Origin of the sequence: Pseudonocardia hierapolitana (assembly GCF_007994075.1) — a bacterium.
GTDB classification, from domain to species: Bacteria; Actinomycetota; Actinomycetes; order Mycobacteriales; family Pseudonocardiaceae; genus Pseudonocardia; species Pseudonocardia hierapolitana.
Genome location: NZ_VIWU01000001.1, coordinates 3,989,999 through 4,006,650, shown reverse-complemented (window position 1 = coordinate 4,006,650; position 16,652 = coordinate 3,989,999). Strand labels below are relative to the sequence as shown.

Genomic DNA, 16,652 nt, shown 5'->3' with positions numbered 1-16,652 from the left:
GATTCGTGGCACGAACTACACCGTGGCCCGGGTCACGCCTCCAGGAAGACCATCGGGACCTTGTTGTCCACGATGATGCGGCCGAGCAGGTCGGCGAGGGTGTCGCGCTCGGCGGCGCTGAGCGCTGCAGGCAGCTTCTCGACCCGCTTGCACGTCTCGACGTAGAACTCCTCGGCGAGCCGCCTGCCCTGCGGGGTGAGCGCCACCCGCACCGCCCGCATGTCCTGCGGATCCGGCTCCCGCCGGACCAGGCCGTTGCGCTCGGTGCGGTCCACCAGCCCCGTCAGGCTGGACTTGGCGAGGCCCAGCGTGGCACCCAGCTCGCCCATGCCGTACGGCTTTCCCATCAGCACGCACAGCAGCTGCCCCTGCTGCGGAGTGAGGCCGTGCTCCCGGCCGGACTCGGCGTAGACGGCGTTCACCAGGAACGCGGAGCGCACCAGCGCCCCGACGACTCCGATCTCATCGCCCGGTTCGGCCATGCCGAAATCCTACCGAAAATTCGCATGGCGAACTGTCCCGCGTCGGGCGATCCCCCTGGTGACGACGCCTCCCCTGGTGCACGATCTGCGACATGAGCACACCGCGTCGGGGACGGCGTCTCGAGACCGTCGAGGAACGCGAGTCGGTCACGCCGCTCGAGCTGTTCTTCGACCTCGTGTTCGTGTTCGCGCTCACGCAGGTCACCGAGTTCATGGCCGAGCACGCGCGCCCCGTCGACGTCCTGCGCGGCGTGCTGGCCATCACCGTGCTGTGGTGGTGCTGGATCGGCTACTCGTGGCTGTCCAGCCTGGTGCGGGCCGAGCAGGGGGCCATGCGCCTCGGGCTGTTCGCCGCGATGGCGGCCATGTTCGTCCAGGCCATCACGATCCCGGAGGCGTTCGACGATCTGCCGGGCGGTCTGCAGGGGCCGATGGTGTTCGCCTGTTGCTACTTCCTCGTCCGAGCTGTGCACGTCGCGCTGTTCTGGGTGGCCAGCCGGGACGACCAGCAGCTGCGCGGCCAGATCCTGCGCTTCCTGCCCTCGATGCTCGCCGGCACGATCCTGCTGCTGATCGCGTCCCAGACCACCGGCACCACGCAGACGGTGCTCTGGTTCGCCGCGCTCGCGGGCGACTACCTCGGCACGCTCGCGTCCGGCTCCAAGTGGCGGATGGGCTCGGCGCCCCACTTCGCCGAGCGGTACGGCCTGATCGTCATCGTGGCGCTCGGCGAGTCGATCGTGGCGATCGGGGTGGGCGTGGCCCACCTGCCGATCTCCTGGCCGATCATCGCGGCGTCCGTGCTCGGGCTCGTGGTGTCGGGCGCCCTGTGGTGGGCGTACTTCGACGTCACAGCGCTGATCGCCGAACGGGCCCTGTCCGCCGCCGACGGCGAGCGGCAGATCCGGCTCGCCCGCGCCGGCTACACGTTCCTGCACCTGCCGATGGTCGCCGGCATCGTCCTCATGGCCCTCGGCCTGAAGAAGGTGCTGAACTACGTCGGCGGCGAGGACGGCCACACGGTCGCCGACCCGATCTACGGCATCCCGCTCGTGGCCCTCTACGGCGGTGCCGTGCTGTACCTGCTGGGCCACGTCGGCTTCAAGCGCTGCCTCACCGGGTCACTCAACATCGAGCGGCTGGTCGTCGTGGTGGTCCTGCTCGCCCTGATCCCCGTCGTGGCGATGCTGCCTGCGCTGGTCACCCTGGCCGTGCTCGCGGTCGTGCTCAGCGCGCTGATCGGCTTCGAGACCTTCCGCCACGCCGAACAGCGCCGCCAGGTGCGCGGCTCCGCCAACGAGCACTGAGGCGTGGCTCACGGCTCGTCGGTCTCCGGGGCCAGCATCCAGATCGCGGCGTAGATGACGATGCCCGTGCCGAAACCGAGCACGGTGAGGGTGACGAGCCCGATGCGGATCACGGCCGCGTCCACGCCGAGGCTCTCCGCGAGCCCGCCGCAGACCCCACCGATCATGCGGTCGGTCCGGCTGCGGCGCAGCCGGAACTTCGGCTCGGCCGCAGGCTCCGGCACGGGCGCCAGGTAGGGCGGCACGCCCGCGTCGCCGGGGAGTGCCGGGTCGGGAGCGTCCTTGGTGAGGCGGGTGGTGGCCTGTTCGGTCGTCGAGTCCATGCCTCGACCCTCTCGCCTCCAGCGGCCCGCCGCCTCCGGGTCCGTCCCCGGCTCACCCCCGGATCCGACCCTGATCCGGGTCAGGCCCCCTGCTCGTGCGGCGCCTTGTACGACTCGGCCTCCGGCGCCGTGAACGGCGGGACGACCTGGCGCAGCCCACCTTCCTGGGCCGGGTCGGCCTGGGCGATGTAGACCGACCGGCTCGGCGGGGACCCGGCCTTCGAGAAGTCGAGCTCGCTCGCCACGAGATCCTCGGTGGTGATGCCCTGGCTCGCCAGGAACGCGTCGTGCACACCCTTGCGGGTGAGGTCGCCGTTCTCGCAGGCCCGCACGAGGATCTGCTCCCAGATCAGTCCGCCCGCGTACCCGTACGGCACGCCGTAGTTCTTGCCCGCGTCCGGGTTCTTCGCCTCGAACGCCTCCTGCACCTCCTTGGCCTTCGGCACGTCCGCGGAGTACGGGACGCTGCTGGCGACCACGTAGAGGTTGCCGACGGATGCCGCGGCAGGCCCGGCGAGGTTCGTGGCCGGGTCGAACACCGGGTTGTTGCCCAGCACCGGCACGTTCAGGCCGAGCGCGTTGGCGGCGTTGAGCGCGGACGCGGTCTGGGCGGGCGAGGTGGTCAGCAGGATCGCCTTGACGCCCGCGCCCTGGAAGCCGGTGACGATGTTCGTCATGTCGGTGTCGGTGGCGGCGATCTTCGCCGGCTGCAGGGTCATCCCGTGCTGCTGCGCGTAGTACTGCGCGCCGAGGAACCCGTTGTCCCCGTACTCCCCGCCGATGTAGATGTGGCCGAGCGTGTCGCCGTCGGCGATCAGGCCCTGCTGCTGCATGTAGGCGAGCCCGTTGATCATCTCCAGGTCGTAGGTGGTGCCGGGGATGATCTGGTAGGGATTGTCGAGGATGAACGACGACCAGGACAGCGCCAGCGAGGTCACCTCGTCGGTCTCCAGGTTGCCACGCAGTGCCGCGTTGATCGGGGAACCGAGCAGCTGCAGGTAGCCGAGCACGTTGGGCTGCTGCTGCCGGTACACCGTGGTGGCCGTGTCGGCCTTGTAGCCGCTGTCGGCGATCTCCAGCGCGATGCGCCGGCCGCAGACGCCGCCGCGGGCGTTCAGCTCGTCGGCCCACAGCTGGTTGCCCTGGGTGATACCGGTGCCGAGGTTGCGGAACGGCCCGGACGTGTCGGTCAGCACCCCGAGGGTGACGGTGTCGGCGCTCACGCCGACGTCGGTGGCGACCTCGCCCGCCCCACCGCCCGCTCCCGGCTCGGGCGCCCGCGTGCTGCAGCCCGCCAGCACCAGCGCCACGGCGATCGCCGCGGGAACGCAGGCGCGGCGCCAAGTCCGCCGTAGAGTCATGATCGGTCCTCTCCTGGGGGTGCCGACCGCGGCGCCGTTGCCGCGGTCCCGTCGGGATGGAGCCGGCGCGTCGCGAACCCCGCGATGCGACGGCCGATCGCCGCCAGCCCGCCCGGCTCGAAGAGCACCACGAGGATCACGGCGAGGCCGTAGACGTACAGGCTGATGACGTTCGGGGAGAGCCCGGCGAGCGTGTCGCCGAGTCCGAGCTCGTCGGCGAACAGCGTGAGCACCTGCGGTGTGCCGTAGACGATCAGGGCGCCCACCACCGCGCCGGCGATCGAGCCCAGCCCGCCGATGATCGCCATCGCGAGGAACGCGATGGAGGTGTTGAGCCCGTACGTGCCGAACTCGCTCTCGTCGGGCTTGAGCAGGCCCAGCCAGAGCGTGACCATCACCCCGGACAGGCCGGCGTACGCGGCGCTCACGGCGAAGGCTCCCGCCTTGGCCCGCAGCACGTTGACGCCCATCACGGCGGCAGCGGCCTCGTTGTCGCGCACCCCTCGCCACGCGCGGCCCACCCGGCTGCGCACGGCCCCGCGCGCCAGCACGAACGCGATCACGGTGAACGCGAGGAACAGGTACCAGAGCCGCTCCGACTGCCGGAACGGCACGCCGAGCACGGCGAGGTAGCCCTCGTTGCTGAACGAGAAGCCGAACAGCGAGAACGGCTCGGGGTTGCGCCCGCTCGCGGCGCCGCCGGTGAGCATCGGCAGGGCCTGCCCCAGGTAGAAGCCGAGGAACACCAGTGCGAGCGAGGCCACCCCCAGGTAGATGCCCTTGAGGCGGCCCGCCACCGGCGCGAACGCCAACCCGGCCAGCGCGGAGATCACGACCGCGCCGACCAGCGCGAGCAGCGGCGGCAGGCCCAGCCCGACGATGTACTCGCTGCCGGCCTGCTCGGTCTCGCCTGCCAGCACCGCGTAGGACGTGCCGCCGACGAGCAGGAAGAACGCGTGGGCGAGCGAGAGCAGCCCCGCCTGGCCGATCACGAGCGTCAGCCCGATCGCTCCGACGGCACCGACCATGACGTACTGGCCCGCCGACAGCAGGCCCGGCCCGACGTAGAGCGGGAGCACGAGCAGGACGAGCAGCAACGCCGCCCACGCGAGGGCCCGCAGCGCCGACCCGCGCCGCGATCGGGGTGCCGGGGCCGCGGGCGCGCGCACCGCCGTGATCACCTCAGACACGGCTGAGCTCCCTCGTGCCGAAGAGCCCTGCGGGCCGCACGACCAGCACGATGAGCATCACCAGGAAGACGGCCACCTTCGCGAACGGGATGGACACGTACACCTCGGTGAGCGCCTGCGTCAGACCGACGACGACCCCGCCGACGACCGCCCCCGCCGTCGAGTCGAGCCCGCCGATGATCGCGGCCGGGAACGCGGCGAACGCGATGGCGTGCGTGGTGCGGGAGAGCCCGGTGCCGGAGAAGTCCTGGGTGACGATGAACATCACGGCCACCCCCGCGAGCACCCCGGCCACCAGCCACGCCGTGGCCGTGACGCGCGAGCTGCGGATGCCCATGAGCGCCGCGGCCTCGCGGTTCTCCGCCTGGGCCCGCATCGCGATGCCCCAGTTCGTGAAGCGGAACGCCAGGAAGAACGCCGTGATCAGCACCAGCCCGACGACCAGCGCCACCAGTTGGGTGCTGAACAGCGTGACGCCGCCGAGCTGGATCGGCCGGGCGTCCCACGGCGCTCCCAGGTAGGGCACGGTCGTGCCGAGCCTGCGGAAGATGTCCTCGACGACCACGACGTCGATGCCGATCGTGAGCAGCGCGAGGCTGTCGGGGGTGGCGAAGCGGCTGCGCGAGAGCAGCAGCCGCTCGATCAGCAGCGCGGCCAGCCCCGCGCCCACCACTCCGAGCAGGGCAGCGAGCGGGAAGCCGAGGGTGTCGACGGTGACCGCGATGAGGTAGCCGCCGATCAGGGCCAACGACCCGTGCGCGAAGTTGATCACCTCGGTGGCCTTGAAGATGACGACGAAGCCCAGCGCGAGCAGCGCGTACACCGCGCCCTTGCCCAGGCCGTTCACGAGGAGCTGGACGAACGTGTTCATCGGGGCTCCTGCTCGTCGGCCGCCCCGAGGTAGGCGCGGACCACTTCGGGGTCGCGCTGCACGGCCGCAGGCTCGCCGTCGGCGATGAGGCGGCCGAAGTCGAGCACGCTGACCCGGTCGGCGATGCCCATGACGAGCCCCATGTCGTGCTCGACGAGCAGCACCGAGATGCCCAGCGCGTCGCGCAGGGCGCGGATGGTGCTCGCCATCACCGCGGTCTCCACGGCGTTGAGCCCGGCGACCGGCTCGTCCAGCAGCAGCACCCGCGGTTCGACGGCCAGGGCGCGCGCCACGTCCACGAGCTTCGCCACGCCGTAGGGCAGGGCCGCGACTGGCGTGTGCAGTCGGTCGGCGATTCCGAGGAACTCGCAGATCTCCTCCGCCCGCCCTACGTGCACCCGTTCCTGCCGGGCGACCCACGGCAACCGCAGGCCGCCCGACAGGAACCCGCCACGGGTGAGCGTGTGGCGGCCGAGCATGACGTTGTCCAGCACGGTCGAGTGCTGCGACAGGGCGATGTTCTGGAAGGAGCGGCCCACGCCGAGCCGGGCGAGGCGGTGCGGGCGCATCCCGGTCAGGACCGTGTCGCCGAGCCGGACCCGGCCCGCCGTCGGCCGGTAGACCCCGCAGATCACGTTGAAGCAGCTCGACTTGCCCGCGCCGTTCGGGCCGATGAGCGCGTGGACGGTGCCGGGGCGCACGGTGAACGACACGTCGTCGAGGGCGGTGACGCCGGCGAAGCGCAGGCTCACCCCCTCGACGCGCAGCTCGGGGACGTCGGCGCGGTCGGTCAGCGACTCGGCGTCCGCACGCGCGGTGTCCGCCTTCATGCCGTCCACCTCGCGAGGGTGCGTCCGGACAGCTGACGCTCCGCCTCGCGCGCCTCGGCCGCCGCCTGCTCGGCCGACTCGGCGTGCCCGCCGAGGTAGAGCCGCTGCACCTCGTCGCTGGCCGCCAGCTCCGAGGCCGGACCGGCCAGCGCGACGCGACCGACTTCCAGCGCCACGGCGTGGTCGGCCACCTGCAGCGCCATCGTCGCGTTCTGCTCCACGAGCACGACCGCCGTGCCCTGGGCGTGGATCTCGCTGATGATCGCCCCGATCCGCGCCACCATCTGCGGCGCGAGGCCGAGCGACGGCTCGTCGAGCAGGAGCAGCTTCGGCCCGGACATCAGGGCCCTGCCGATCGCCAGCATCTGCTGCTCGCCACCGGACAGCAGGCCCGCGCGCTGCCGCGCCCGCTCCACGAGCACGGGGAAGAGCTCGTGCACCCGCTCGCGCGCGGCTGCGCGGACAGCCGCCGAGCGGGCGCCCAGCCCGCCCGCGCGCAGGTTCTCCTCCACCGTCATCCGGGCGAACACCTGCCGGCCCTCCGGCACCGCGACCACCCCGCGGCGCACCACCGCGGCCGGGTCCATCCGGTCCACCCGGGTGCCGTCGACGAGGACCTCGCCCGCGGTGACCGCGCCTCCGTGCATCCGCACGGTGCCGGAGACGGTTCGCAGCAGGGTCGACTTCCCCGCTCCGTTGCCCCCGAGCACCGCGAGCACGCCGTCGCGGACCTCGACGTCCACGTCCTCGAGGGCCCGCACCGAGCGCCCGTAGCGCACCGACAGCCCGCGCACGCTCAGCACCGCGACCACTCCCGTCGCAGGTGCGCCGTACCTCGTCGTACCGCCACGCTCGAGCCCCTTCGCCCGGGCCGCCCCGCCGGCGGCCCGGCACATCGTGGTCAGGGATGTTCCGGCGAACCACCCCCACGTGGAGAGGGAGCGGCCGGAATGTTGACGCCCCGTTATCCGTCCGACGCCCGGCTGTAGCGCATCGCGCACGGCGCCACACCGACCGTGACCGCCACGGCGTCTCGGTGCGCGCACGGGTCCGCCCCGTCCCCGATAGCGTCTGCGGCGTGGTTCCCTCCATCACCCTGGTCGCCCGGCTCGCCGCCTCCGCAGCGGACGCCCGGCGGGGCGTCGTCCGGCTGCACCCCGAGGTCATCGACGCGCTCGGGCTGCGCTCGTGGGACGCCGTGACCCTCACGGGGGCGCGGGTGACCACGGCCCTCGTCGCGCCCTCCGAGGCGCCCGCGGGTCAGGCCACCCTCGACGACGTCACGCTCTCCAACGCCGGGCTCTCCGACGGCGCCGCCGTCGTCGTGGCACCGGCGAGCGTGCAGCCGGCCCGGCGGGTGCTGCTCACCGGGTCGCGGCTGGCGCGCGCCGCGCTCACGCCGGAGACGGTCCGGCTGGCGCTCGTGGGCAAGATCGTGACGGGCGGGGACGCCGTGTCGCTGCTGCCCCAGGACATCGCGCCGGCCCCCGGGCTGGACGCACCCGCGGCCCGGCAGCGGGTTGCAGGAGCGCTGGGGAGCGCGTGGACCACGGAGCTGCTCACCGTCGCATCCGTCGAGCCGGCCGGCGCGGTGGCCGTCCGGCCGAGCACCGTGGTGGGCTGGGAGGGTGGCGCGGCCACCGGCGGGGCCGTGGCCGCATCTCCAGCACAGGCCACGAGCGCGGGAACACCGGCCCGCCCCGTCACCGCGAACGCGCCCGCGGAGCCCGCCCTGCCGGTCGAGGAGCTCGTCGGCAACACCGAGGCGGCACGCAAGCTCGTCGAGTGGCTCGAGCTCACCCTCGACCGCCCCGAGCTGCTCACCCGCCTCGGCGGGTCCGCGCGCCTCGGCGTGCTGCTCGTGGGGCCGGAGGGGGTCGGCAAGCTGACCCTCGCGCGCAGCGCGGCCGCCGCCGTCGGGGCCACCACCGTCGAGCTCGCCGCGCCGGGGATCGCCGCCCTCGAAGCGGGCACCGCGTCGCAGCGCGTGCACGACATCGTCGGCAAGGCCCGTGCCGGCGGCCGCACGCTCCTCGTCGTCACCGACGTCGAGGCGCTGCTGCCGGCCGCGTCCCCACCGCCGCTCGCCACCGTGGCGCTGGACGCGCTGCGCGCCGCGGTGGACACCCCGGGGCTCGCGCTCGTCGCGACGACCTCGGCGCCGGAGTCGGTCGATCCTCGGCTGCGGGCGCCCGACCTCGTCGACCGCGAGCTCGGGCTCGCCCTGCCCGACCTGCGCACGCGCGCCGAGCTGCTAAGACGCCTGCTGGCCACCGTCCCGCTCGCCGACGGTGTGGAGCTCAAGGCCGTGGCCGAGCGCGCCCCCGGGTTCGTCGCCGCCGACCTGGTCGCCGTGCGCCGGGAGGCCGCGGTGCAGGCCGCGTTGCGGCATGCGGGCGAGGGCGAGCCGCGCATCACGCAGGAGGATCTGCTCGACGCCGTCGGCTCGGTCCGCCCGATCTCGATGTCCTCGTCGGACACCCTGCAGACCGGGGGCATCACGCTCGACCAGGTCGGGGACATGGTCGAGGTCAAGCAGGCGCTCACCGAGTCGGTGCTGTGGCCGCTGCAGTACCCCGACTCGTTCGCCCGGCTCGGCGTCGCCGCGCCGCGCGGTGTGCTCGTCTACGGCCCGCCCGGCTGCGGCAAGACGTTCCTGCTCCGCGCGCTCGCCGGCACCGGGCAGCTGAACGTCTTCGCCGTGAAGGGGGCCGAGCTGCTCGACAAGTACGTCGGCGAGTCCGAGCGCGCTGTCCGCGAGCTCTTCCGCAAGGCCGCTGACGCCGCGCCTGCGCTCGTCTTCCTCGACGAGGTGGACGCACTGGCGCCGCGGCGCGGGCAGTCGTCCGACTCGGGGGTGGCCGACCGGGTGGTCGCCGCCCTGCTCACCGAGCTCGACGGCGCCGAGCCCCGGCGGGACGTGATCGTCGTCGGCGCGACCAACCGGCCCGAGCTGATCGATCCCGCGCTGCTGCGGCCCGGGCGGCTCGAGCGGCTCGTGTACGTGCCGCCGCCGGACGCCGCGGCGCGCGCCGAGATCCTGCGGGCGGCGGGCCGGCACACCCCGCTTGCCCCGGACGTCGACCTCGATGCCCTCGGCGCCGAGCTGGAGGGCTACTCGGCCGCCGACTGCGCCGCCGTGCTGCGCGAGGCGGCGCTCACGGCGATGCGGGAGTCGCTGGAAGCGACCGAGGTGACCGCCGCGCACATCGCGGCGGCGCGGGCCGCGGTGCCGCCGTCGCTCGACCCGCTGCAGCTCGCCCAGCTGCAGGCCTACGCGGACCGCCGCCAGTCCTGATCGTGGCTCAGCGGCCGTAGTCGTTCGTGACGATCACGATGATGCCCGGAGAGGCGTGCTGGAGGCCTTCGAACCGGGGGTTGACCCGCATCCGGAACTGCTCGGCCAGCGCCTTGGCGGCCGCCTCCTCCTCGGTGCCGGGCCGGTAGTAGACCGTGGTCGTCGGGATGATGCCCTGCGGGTAGTTGCCGATCTCGTCGATCGGCCAGCCCGCCTTGCGGAAGTCCTCGGCGGCACGCGTGGCCAGGCCGCTGATCGTGCTGTTGTTGTAGACGCGCAGCGGGAGGCGGGCGACGCTCGTGCCGCCGCCGCCACCGCCACCGCTCCTCGCGGTCCCGGTGTCGCCGCCGGTGCGGGCACCGCTGCCACCGTCGCTCGGTGCGGGGGCCGGAGCGGCCATCGGCGCGCCGCCGCTCGGTGCAGGCGCCGGAGCCGGTGCTGCCGGCGCCTGTTGCGGTGCCGGGGCCGGTGCGGGAGCAGGCTCCTGCGCCGGGGCACCGGGAGCCGGTGCCGGTGCCTCGGGCGCAGGCACGCCGGGAGCGGGGGCGCCCGGAGCCGGTGCGGCCTGCGGTGCAGGTGCCGGTGCTCCGGGGGCCGCCTCCCCGGGTGCACCCGGGGCAGGTGCCGCTTCCCCGGGCGGAACGGCGCCCGGAACGGGCTCCCCGGGCACGGCACCCGGCGCGGGCTCTCCGGGCGCAGGCTCGGTGCCCGGCGGGAGCGGCATCCCGGCGGCGTCCGTGGGCAGGGGCCCGACGGGCGGCGGCACCTCGGCGGGCGCCGAGGTGACGTTCGACGCGTCGGCCGACGGGGTCACCGTGGTGGCCGGGTCGCCGCTCGTGGCCATGTTCACCAGGCCGATGATCGCGGCGACGACCGCGACGCCGATCAGCCCGAGTCCACCGAGCCGCAACGGCGAGGGACCGCCACCCGCACCTGGCGTGGTCACGACCGGACCTCGACTGCGGTCGCGGACTCGATCACGCTGGCCTCCGTGTGCTGGGGGTTCCGGTCAGTGCGGAGTCGCCGGGGCGACCCGATCGCCGATCATGCTGCCGTCACCACGGCTCGATTCCCAGGCGGCGCGCCGCACGAGTGCGTTGCCGGCTTGCGCGCAGCCGGCGGAGCCGCTTGACGAGCAGTGGGTCGACCGCCATCGCCTCCGGCTTGTCGACGAGGGCGTTGAGCACCTGGTAATAGCGTGTGGCGGACATGTCGAACAGCTCGCGGATGGCCTGTTCCTTGGCGCCCGCGTACTTCCACCACTGACCCTCGAAGGCGAGGATCTCGCGCTCCCTGCGGTCCAGCGCACCTGCCGCGCCGCCGACGGGAGCGCGCCCGCTGGGTTCGGTGGCCGACTCCATCACGCTCCTCGTGGGGCTCGCTGAGGGCGAATGACACACCTGTCATTCGCGTCGGCCATTGAACCACGGGGATCGGACAGGAACCGGGCAGCCACGCGCTGCCCGATCGGGAAACGGGGGCACCACGTAGGGTCGCGGCGTGTCCGTCCGTCCCATCCGCATCATCGGCGATCCGGTCCTGCACCGGCCCACCCGCCCCGTCGAAGCGTTCGACGACGAGCTGAAAACCCTGGTCGAGGACATGTTCGAGACCATGGCCGCCGCGGAAGGGGTGGGGCTCGCGGCGAACCAGATCGGGGTCGACCTGCGCGTGTTCGTCTACGACTGCCCGGACGAGGTGACGCGGACGCGGGTGCGGGGCGTCGTCGTCAACCCGGTGCTCGAGACGTCGGAGCGGCCCGAGACGATGCCGGACCCGGAGGACGACGAGGAGGGCTGCCTGTCGGTGCCCGCCGAGCACTTCCCCACCGGCCGCGCCGACTGGGCCCGTGTCACCGGGGTCGACACCGACGGCAAACCGGTGGAGGTGGAGGGCCGCGGGTTCCTCGCGCGCTGCCTGCAGCACGAGACCGACCACCTCGACGGCCTCATCTACATCGACCGTCTCGTGGGCCGCAACCAGCGCGCCGCGAAGAAGATGCTCAAGCGCAACGGCTGGGGTGTGCCGGGCCTGTCCTGGGACCCGGCCACGCAGGAGGCCGAGGACGTCTGACCGTACGCTCCGCGCACATGCGGTTCTACGCCGAGCGCCCGGCCAGGGCGGGCCTCCAGTTGCTGGGCGACCTGCTGGTAGCCGGGTGGATCTGGCTGACCGTCGCCGTCGCGCGCGCGGTCCACGACTTCGTGCTCGGCATGCAGGGTCCTGCCCGGACCCTCGCCGGAGCGGGCGAGTCCATCCGCGGGGCGTTCGACGCCGCGGCGCGCACCGCGTCGAACGTGCCGTTCGTCGGCGACGACCTCGCGCGGGCGCTGGGCGCCGGCACCGGAGCGGGCGACTCGCTGGTCAGCGCCGGACGCGAGCAGATGGAGGCGATCGCGCGGGTCGCGTTCGGAACCACCGTGGCGACGGTGCTGCTCGGCGCGATGCCGGTGCTGCTGATGTGGCTGCCCTTGCGGGTGCGCTACGCGCGGCTGGCCCGCTCCGCAGTCGCGGCACGCGCCGTCGACTCCGACCTCCTCGCGCTGCGTGCCATCACGCGCCGGCCGGTCCGCTCCCTCCTGCGGATCGCGCCCGATCCTGCGGCCTCGTGGCGGCGCGACGAGCGGGCCGTGGTGCACCGTCTTGCGGCTCTGGAGCTGCACAGCCTCGGCCTGCGCTCTCCCCGCACCCCGCCCGACTAGTGCTCCAGCTCCAGGTCTTCACGCCTACGGCCTCGGGATCGCCACCCGTGATCGGCGGGTCGGTGCGACAACGGCTGTATCCGGCCGCGGTCGCGCCGAACCGCTGATCAAGCCCGGGGTCCGAACCTCCGGTTGCCCATTGCTGTGGACACAACCATGAGCAACCGATACCGCGGATCATGGGCGGGAAGATCCCGTGTAGCGGTATCAGGCGACCGTGATCCGCTTGTCGTCGGACAGGACCGGGCGGCCCTCGCCGCCGGACGGGTCGTCCTCGCGGATGCGCAGCGTGTACTCGCCGGGCTCGAGGGTCACCGTGAAGGCGAACGGGGCGAAGCGTTGGCCCTCCGCCGTGCTCGCGACCCCCTTCTGGACGAGCTCACCGTCGCGCAGCACCTCCCAGAGCACGGTCGCCTCGAACACCGCCGCCTCACCGCGTACCTCGACCTCACGGCCGACCCGGGCGCCGTCGGCGGGCGAGTCGATCTGCACGAGCGAGCGCACCGCGTAGGGGTCGCCGCGCCCGACCGGCGCCGTGAGGTCCACGGCGCCCCAGAGGTCGTGCGCGGGAGCACCGTCGACGAGGAGCCGGACCGGGTCGGTCGACTGCAACGCGCCCTGCACCGTGAACACCAGCTGCTGCACGGTGACCTCGGCGAGCTCGGTGCCCATCCGCGTCGGCCCGACACCGCCGAGGTCGACGACGATCGCACCGCCCTCCCGGTGAACCGGTTCCCGCAGGGCGGAGCCGGGCGGCCAGTAGGTCCGGTAGTCGGGATCGGCACCGGTCGGGCCCGCGAGCATCTCGCGCACCGCGGCGCTCGCCGGGTCGCTCGTGACGACGGAGTGGAACTCCCGCTGCAGCCGGAAGCCCGCAGGCGTCTCGGCGACGTAGTAGACGGGCACCGCGACCCGCTCCCCCGCATCGGGCGTGCTCGTCGACGACGGCGCCAGCGACGGCGATGTACTGGGAGCGGCGCTGGTGGACGTCTCGGGCGTTCCGGACGAGGGCACCACGGGCTCCGCCGTCGGGCCGCCGCACCCGGCCACCAGCGTGAGAAGGACGAGCGCCCACATCTGCCGGGCCATCCGACCACCTCCGGCCCCAGGTTGACGCGTGCCGGTCCGCGCGACCGTCCGGCACGCCGAACCCACTCGGGTGCGCTCGCACCATCCGACGAACGGCGCGTTCGTCGGTACCTTTCCGACGAACGCGCCGTTCGTCGGAACGGTGCTCGGCTCAGGCGTCGACCGCGGGGGACGAGGCCTGGGCCCAGTAGCGGCGGGGGATGCGGCCCGCGAGGCGGGCGGCTCGGCCGGCCTCCACCGCGAGGCGCATCGCGTGGGCCATCCGCTCCGGGTCGCCCGCGCGCGTGACGGCGGTGGCGAGCAGCACCGCGTCGCAGCCCAGCTCCATCGCCTGCGCGGCTTCGGACGCCGTGCCGATGCCCGCGTCCAGCACGACCGGCACACCGGCCTGCTCGACGATCATCTCGATGTTGTGCGGGTTGCGGATGCCCAGGCCGGTGCCGATCGGCGAGCCGAGCGGCATGACGGCCGCGCACCCGACGCCTTCGAGCTTGCGCGCGAGGACCGGGTCGTCGTTGGTGTAGGGCAGCACGGTGAAGCCGTCGTCGACCAGCTGCTCCGCGGCGTCCAGCAGCTCGATCGGGTCGGGCAGCAGCGTGCGCTCGTCGGCGACCACCTCGAGCTTGACGAGGTCGGTCTCCAGGGCCTCCCGGGCGAGCCGAGCGGTGAGCACGGCCTCGGCGGCGGTGCGGCAGCCCGCGGTGTTGGGGAGGACCTCGATCCCGAGGCGGCGCAGCAGGTCGATCACCCCGGTGCCGGTGACGGCGTCGATCCGGCGCATGGCCACGGTGGTGAGGGCCGTGCCGGACGCCACCAGTGCCCGTTCGAGGATCTCCAGGTTCGAGGCCCCGCCCGTGCCCATGATCAGCCGGGACGGGATCTTGCGGTCGCCCACGAGAAGCGATTCGTCCATGGTCATCCTCCCTGCACCGCCGTCAGCACCTCCACGCGCGCCCCGTCGCCGAGCGCGACGGACGCCCAGTCGGCCCGTGGCACGACCTCTCCGTCGACCGCGACCGCGATCCCGCTCTCGGGAACCCCGAGCGCGACGAGCGCGTCGCGCACGCGCGCGCCGTCGGTGAGCTCACGCTCCTCACCGTTGATCCACACCTGCACGTGCTACCTCCTGGCGAACCGCGGGGGATGGAAGCCGGCGGAGCTTGCGGAGCCGGCGGGGCGGGTCAGAACAGCTCGGGACGGATCAGCGGCGCGGACGGGGTCGGCGACGGGTTCGCCGCGCAGCAACGCGACCACGGCGTCGGCGGTGACGGGCGCGAGCAGCATCCCGTTGCGGTGGTGTCCGGTGGCCACGAGCAGGCCGTCAGGGCCGAGCGCGCCGATCAGGGGCAGGTTGTCCGGGCTGCCGGGGCGCAGCCCCGCGGCGCTCTCCACCAGCGCGTACTCGGCGATGCCGGGCAGGATCCGCTCGGCGTCGCGCAGCAGGTCGCGCACCCCGCCGACGGTGACCTCGGTGTCGAATCCCTGCTCCGCCTGGGTGGCCCCGATGACCAGCCCGCCGTCGTCGCGGGGGACGACGTAGACCGGGCGGCCGTCCACGAGCGCGCGCACCGTGCGGCGCGGCGGCGGGAAGGCGCCCGCGCGGTGCGCGATGCGGAGGATCTCGCCCTTGACCGGGCGCACCATGCCGTCGAGCACCGGGTGCAGGGCACCCGAGTGCGCGCCCGCGGCGACCAGCACGGTGTCCGCCTCGACGTCCCCGCCGTCCGTGCGGACACCGGTGACCCGCGTGCCGTCGTCGACGATCGCACGGGCCGCGCGCTCGACGACCCGGACGCCGGCCCGCTCGGCGGCGGTGCGCAGGGCGGCGAGCAGCACCCGGTTGTCGACGGCGAGGTCGCCGGGCACGGACAGGCCACCGCGCACGTCCGGGCCCAGCGCGGGCTCCAGGCGGCGCAGCTCGCGGCCCGAGAGCCGCTCGACGTCGCGGCCGAGGCGGCCGAGGAAGTCCGCGAGCGTGTCCAGCTCGGCGCGGTCGCCGGAGCCGGTGGCCGCGACGACCGTGCCGTCGGTCCGCAGCCCGGCAGGCTGCCCGGCGGCCGCCTCCAGCTCGGCGGCGAACCCGGGCCAGCGCCGCACCGCGGCCTCGCCGAGCTCCAGCAGCTCCTCCTCGCCCGGCCACGCCTCCGTGACGGGCGCGAGCATGCCGCCCGCCACCCACGAGGCCCCGGAGGCGGGAGCCGGGTCGAGCACGGTGACCCGCAGGCCGGACGCGGCCGCACGCCATGCACAGGACAGGCCGATCACGCCTGCACCGATCACCGTCAACGAGTTCGACATCATCTCCGCTCCCTGCGCCGGCATGACCCGGATCAGGTTCGACGGTCGGGATCTGTTCCGATCCCCTCTCAGCCCGCCGTACGGGCTCCCGTGCGTCACCTGCCATTCAGCCTACGCCGTATCGATTGCCTCCGCTTCGCTCCGGCTTGTGAGCGGGCCCTCTGAGGAGCGCTCGCTCGGCGGACTGTCTCCCCTGATCCCAAGGCCGCGTATGGTCGGACGACGTGCCTGGCTTCGACGGCGCCACCGCGCGCAAGCGACTCGACGACGCCCGCCTCTACCTCTGCACCGGCGCCCGCCGCCGCACCGGCGACCTCGCGGAGTTCGCCGACGCGGCCCTCGCAGGCGGGGTCGACATCATCCAGCTGCGGGACAAGGGGCCGGACGGCCCCCTCGAAGCCCGCGACGAGCTCGCCGCGCTGGAGGTGCTCGCCGAGGCGTGCGCCCGCCACAGCGCCCTGCTCGCCGTGAACGACCGGGCCGACGTGGCCCTCGCGGCCGGTGCCGACGTCCTGCACCTGGGCCAGGACGACCTGCCCGTTCGGTGGGCCCGGGAGGTCGTGGGCGACGAGGTGGTGATCGGGCGCTCGTCGCACAGCCCGGAGGAGACCGCCGTCGCCGCCGACGAACCGGGGGTGGACTACTTCTGCGTCGGCCCCTGCTGGCCGACCCCCACGAAGCCCGGCCGCCCGGCCCCCGGCCTCGACCTGGTGCGCACCGTGGCCGGCCGGGCGCCGTCCCGACCCTGGTTCGCGATCGGCGGCATCGACCACTCCCGGCTCGACGAGGTGCTCGCCGCGGGCGCGGAGCGCATCGTGGTGGTGCGCGCGATCACCGAGGCGGAGGACCCGCGCGCCGCGGCGGCGGCGTTCGCGACGAAGCTGCGTCGCTGACCGGAGCG

General features: G+C 73.8%; 18 protein-coding genes and 1 riboswitch. Of the genes, 5 read left to right on the top strand and 13 right to left on the bottom strand.

The annotated features are described in order from the left end of the window. Window positions 1-32 precede the first annotated feature (32 nt). On the bottom strand, window positions 33-482 hold the full coding sequence (locus FHX44_RS19215) for a MarR family winged helix-turn-helix transcriptional regulator (protein WP_212612552.1): 450 nt from the start codon (window positions 480-482) through the stop codon (window positions 33-35). Window positions 483-574: 92 nt separating this feature from the next. Between FHX44_RS19215 and FHX44_RS19210 the strand changes: the two genes are divergently transcribed. After that, complete coding sequence (locus tag FHX44_RS19210; RefSeq protein ID WP_147257053.1) at window positions 575-1,789, top strand: low temperature requirement protein A; 1,215 nt, start codon at window positions 575-577, stop codon at window positions 1,787-1,789. 8 nt (window positions 1,790-1,797) lie between these two features. Here FHX44_RS19210 and FHX44_RS43320 read toward each other — a convergent pair whose 3' ends face one another. The 6 genes from FHX44_RS43320 to FHX44_RS19180 form a co-directional block, all read right to left on the bottom strand. After that, window positions 1,798-2,112: a PspC domain-containing protein gene (locus FHX44_RS43320; RefSeq protein ID WP_147257052.1), complete on the bottom strand. Its 315-nt coding sequence runs from the start codon at window positions 2,110-2,112 to the stop codon at window positions 1,798-1,800. A gap of 80 nt (window positions 2,113-2,192) precedes the next feature. Further along, window positions 2,193-3,473 carry an ABC transporter substrate-binding protein gene (locus FHX44_RS19200; protein WP_147257051.1) on the bottom strand — a complete coding sequence of 427 codons (1,281 nt, stop codon included), beginning with the start codon at window positions 3,471-3,473 and terminating at the stop codon, window positions 2,193-2,195. After that, entirely contained in the window at window positions 3,470-4,663 is a 1,194-nt protein-coding gene (locus FHX44_RS19195) for a branched-chain amino acid ABC transporter permease (protein ID WP_147257050.1), read from the bottom strand. Before FHX44_RS19195 ends, FHX44_RS19200 begins: the two co-directional genes overlap by 4 nt. Further along, window positions 4,656-5,534, bottom strand: coding sequence for a branched-chain amino acid ABC transporter permease (locus tag FHX44_RS19190; RefSeq protein WP_147257049.1), 879 nt, complete (start codon window positions 5,532-5,534; stop codon window positions 4,656-4,658). The genes FHX44_RS19195 and FHX44_RS19190 overlap by 8 nt, the downstream gene beginning before the upstream one ends. Continuing rightward, complete coding sequence (locus FHX44_RS19185; RefSeq protein WP_147257048.1) at window positions 5,531-6,364, bottom strand: ABC transporter ATP-binding protein; 834 nt, start codon at window positions 6,362-6,364, stop codon at window positions 5,531-5,533. Before FHX44_RS19185 ends, FHX44_RS19190 begins: the two co-directional genes overlap by 4 nt. Next, on the bottom strand, window positions 6,361-7,167 hold the full coding sequence (locus FHX44_RS19180) for an ABC transporter ATP-binding protein (RefSeq protein ID WP_147257047.1): 807 nt from the start codon (window positions 7,165-7,167) through the stop codon (window positions 6,361-6,363). The genes FHX44_RS19185 and FHX44_RS19180 overlap by 4 nt, the downstream gene beginning before the upstream one ends. Before the next feature lie 275 nt (window positions 7,168-7,442). On the opposite strand from FHX44_RS19180, the gene FHX44_RS19175 reads away from it, so the two are divergent. Next, window positions 7,443-9,662, top strand: a complete 2,220-nt coding sequence (locus FHX44_RS19175) for an AAA family ATPase (RefSeq protein ID WP_246170472.1) — start codon at window positions 7,443-7,445, stop codon at window positions 9,660-9,662. 7 nt (window positions 9,663-9,669) lie between these two features. Here the strand turns inward: FHX44_RS19175 and FHX44_RS44025 are convergent, their stop codons facing one another. Together FHX44_RS44025 and napA are read right to left on the bottom strand one after the other, a co-directional pair. Next, window positions 9,670-10,608 (bottom strand): LytR C-terminal domain-containing protein, encoded by a 939-nt coding sequence (locus FHX44_RS44025; RefSeq protein WP_342792728.1) that lies wholly within the window; start codon window positions 10,606-10,608, stop codon window positions 9,670-9,672. Window positions 10,609-10,717: 109 nt separating this feature from the next. After that, window positions 10,718-11,023 (bottom strand): nucleoid-associated protein NapA, encoded by a 306-nt coding sequence (napA, locus tag FHX44_RS19165; RefSeq protein ID WP_147257045.1) that lies wholly within the window; start codon window positions 11,021-11,023, stop codon window positions 10,718-10,720. 139 nt (window positions 11,024-11,162) lie between these two features. On the opposite strand from napA, the gene FHX44_RS19160 reads away from it, so the two are divergent. Next, a complete protein-coding gene (locus FHX44_RS19160) occupies window positions 11,163-11,735 on the top strand; it encodes a peptide deformylase (RefSeq protein ID WP_147257044.1) in 573 nt (190 codons plus the stop codon). Window positions 11,736-11,752: 17 nt separating this feature from the next. Next, the gene (locus FHX44_RS19155) at window positions 11,753-12,364 is read left to right on the top strand and encodes a hypothetical protein (RefSeq protein WP_147257043.1); all 612 of its coding nucleotides are present in this window, start codon (window positions 11,753-11,755) and stop codon (window positions 12,362-12,364) included. 207 nt (window positions 12,365-12,571) lie between these two features. Here FHX44_RS19155 and FHX44_RS19150 read toward each other — a convergent pair whose 3' ends face one another. The 4 genes from FHX44_RS19150 to thiO form a co-directional block, all read right to left on the bottom strand. After that, window positions 12,572-13,453 carry a Gmad2 immunoglobulin-like domain-containing protein gene (locus FHX44_RS19150; RefSeq protein ID WP_147257042.1) on the bottom strand — a complete coding sequence of 294 codons (882 nt, stop codon included), beginning with the start codon at window positions 13,451-13,453 and terminating at the stop codon, window positions 12,572-12,574. A gap of 151 nt (window positions 13,454-13,604) precedes the next feature. Then, window positions 13,605-14,372 (bottom strand): thiazole synthase, encoded by a 768-nt coding sequence (thiG, locus tag FHX44_RS19145; RefSeq protein WP_425469142.1) that lies wholly within the window; start codon window positions 14,370-14,372, stop codon window positions 13,605-13,607. Continuing rightward, on the bottom strand, window positions 14,369-14,569 hold the full coding sequence (gene thiS / locus FHX44_RS19140; RefSeq protein WP_147257040.1) for a sulfur carrier protein ThiS: 201 nt from the start codon (window positions 14,567-14,569) through the stop codon (window positions 14,369-14,371). Before thiS ends, thiG begins: the two co-directional genes overlap by 4 nt. A 3-nt stretch (window positions 14,570-14,572) precedes the next feature. Beyond that, on the bottom strand, window positions 14,573-15,754 hold the full coding sequence (thiO, locus tag FHX44_RS19135; RefSeq protein WP_147257039.1) for a glycine oxidase ThiO: 1,182 nt from the start codon (window positions 15,752-15,754) through the stop codon (window positions 14,573-14,575). Next, a riboswitch (TPP riboswitch) is annotated at window positions 15,744-15,853 on the bottom strand. Its footprint overlaps the gene before it by 11 nt. Before the next feature lie 122 nt (window positions 15,854-15,975). On the opposite strand from thiO, the gene thiE reads away from it, so the two are divergent. Beyond that, window positions 15,976-16,644: a thiamine phosphate synthase gene (gene thiE / locus FHX44_RS19130; protein ID WP_147257038.1), complete on the top strand. Its 669-nt coding sequence runs from the start codon at window positions 15,976-15,978 to the stop codon at window positions 16,642-16,644. The last annotated feature ends 8 nt before the right edge of the window (window positions 16,645-16,652 follow it).

Coding starts and splice junctions, on each gene's coding strand:
- FHX44_RS19200 (WP_147257051.1), bottom strand. CDS start 3,473: ATGACTCTACGGCGGACTTGGCGCCGCGCCTGCGTTCCCGCGGCGATC.
- FHX44_RS19190 (WP_147257049.1), bottom strand. CDS start 5,534: ATGAACACGTTCGTCCAGCTCCTCGTGAACGGCCTGGGCAAGGGCGCG.
- FHX44_RS19215 (WP_212612552.1), bottom strand. CDS start 482: ATGGCCGAACCGGGCGATGAGATCGGAGTCGTCGGGGCGCTGGTGCGC.
- FHX44_RS43320 (WP_147257052.1), bottom strand. CDS start 2,112: ATGGACTCGACGACCGAACAGGCCACCACCCGCCTCACCAAGGACGCT.
- thiO (WP_147257039.1), bottom strand. CDS start 15,754: ATGATGTCGAACTCGTTGACGGTGATCGGTGCAGGCGTGATCGGCCTG.
- FHX44_RS19150 (WP_147257042.1), bottom strand. CDS start 13,453: ATGGCCCGGCAGATGTGGGCGCTCGTCCTTCTCACGCTGGTGGCCGGG.
- FHX44_RS19155 (WP_147257043.1), top strand. CDS start 11,753: ATGCGGTTCTACGCCGAGCGCCCGGCCAGGGCGGGCCTCCAGTTGCTG.
- FHX44_RS19210 (WP_147257053.1), top strand. CDS start 575: ATGAGCACACCGCGTCGGGGACGGCGTCTCGAGACCGTCGAGGAACGC.
- thiG (WP_425469142.1), bottom strand. CDS start 14,372: ATGACCATGGACGAATCGCTTCTCGTGGGCGACCGCAAGATCCCGTCC.
- napA (WP_147257045.1), bottom strand. CDS start 11,023: ATGGAGTCGGCCACCGAACCCAGCGGGCGCGCTCCCGTCGGCGGCGCG.
- FHX44_RS19185 (WP_147257048.1), bottom strand. CDS start 6,364: ATGAAGGCGGACACCGCGCGTGCGGACGCCGAGTCGCTGACCGACCGC.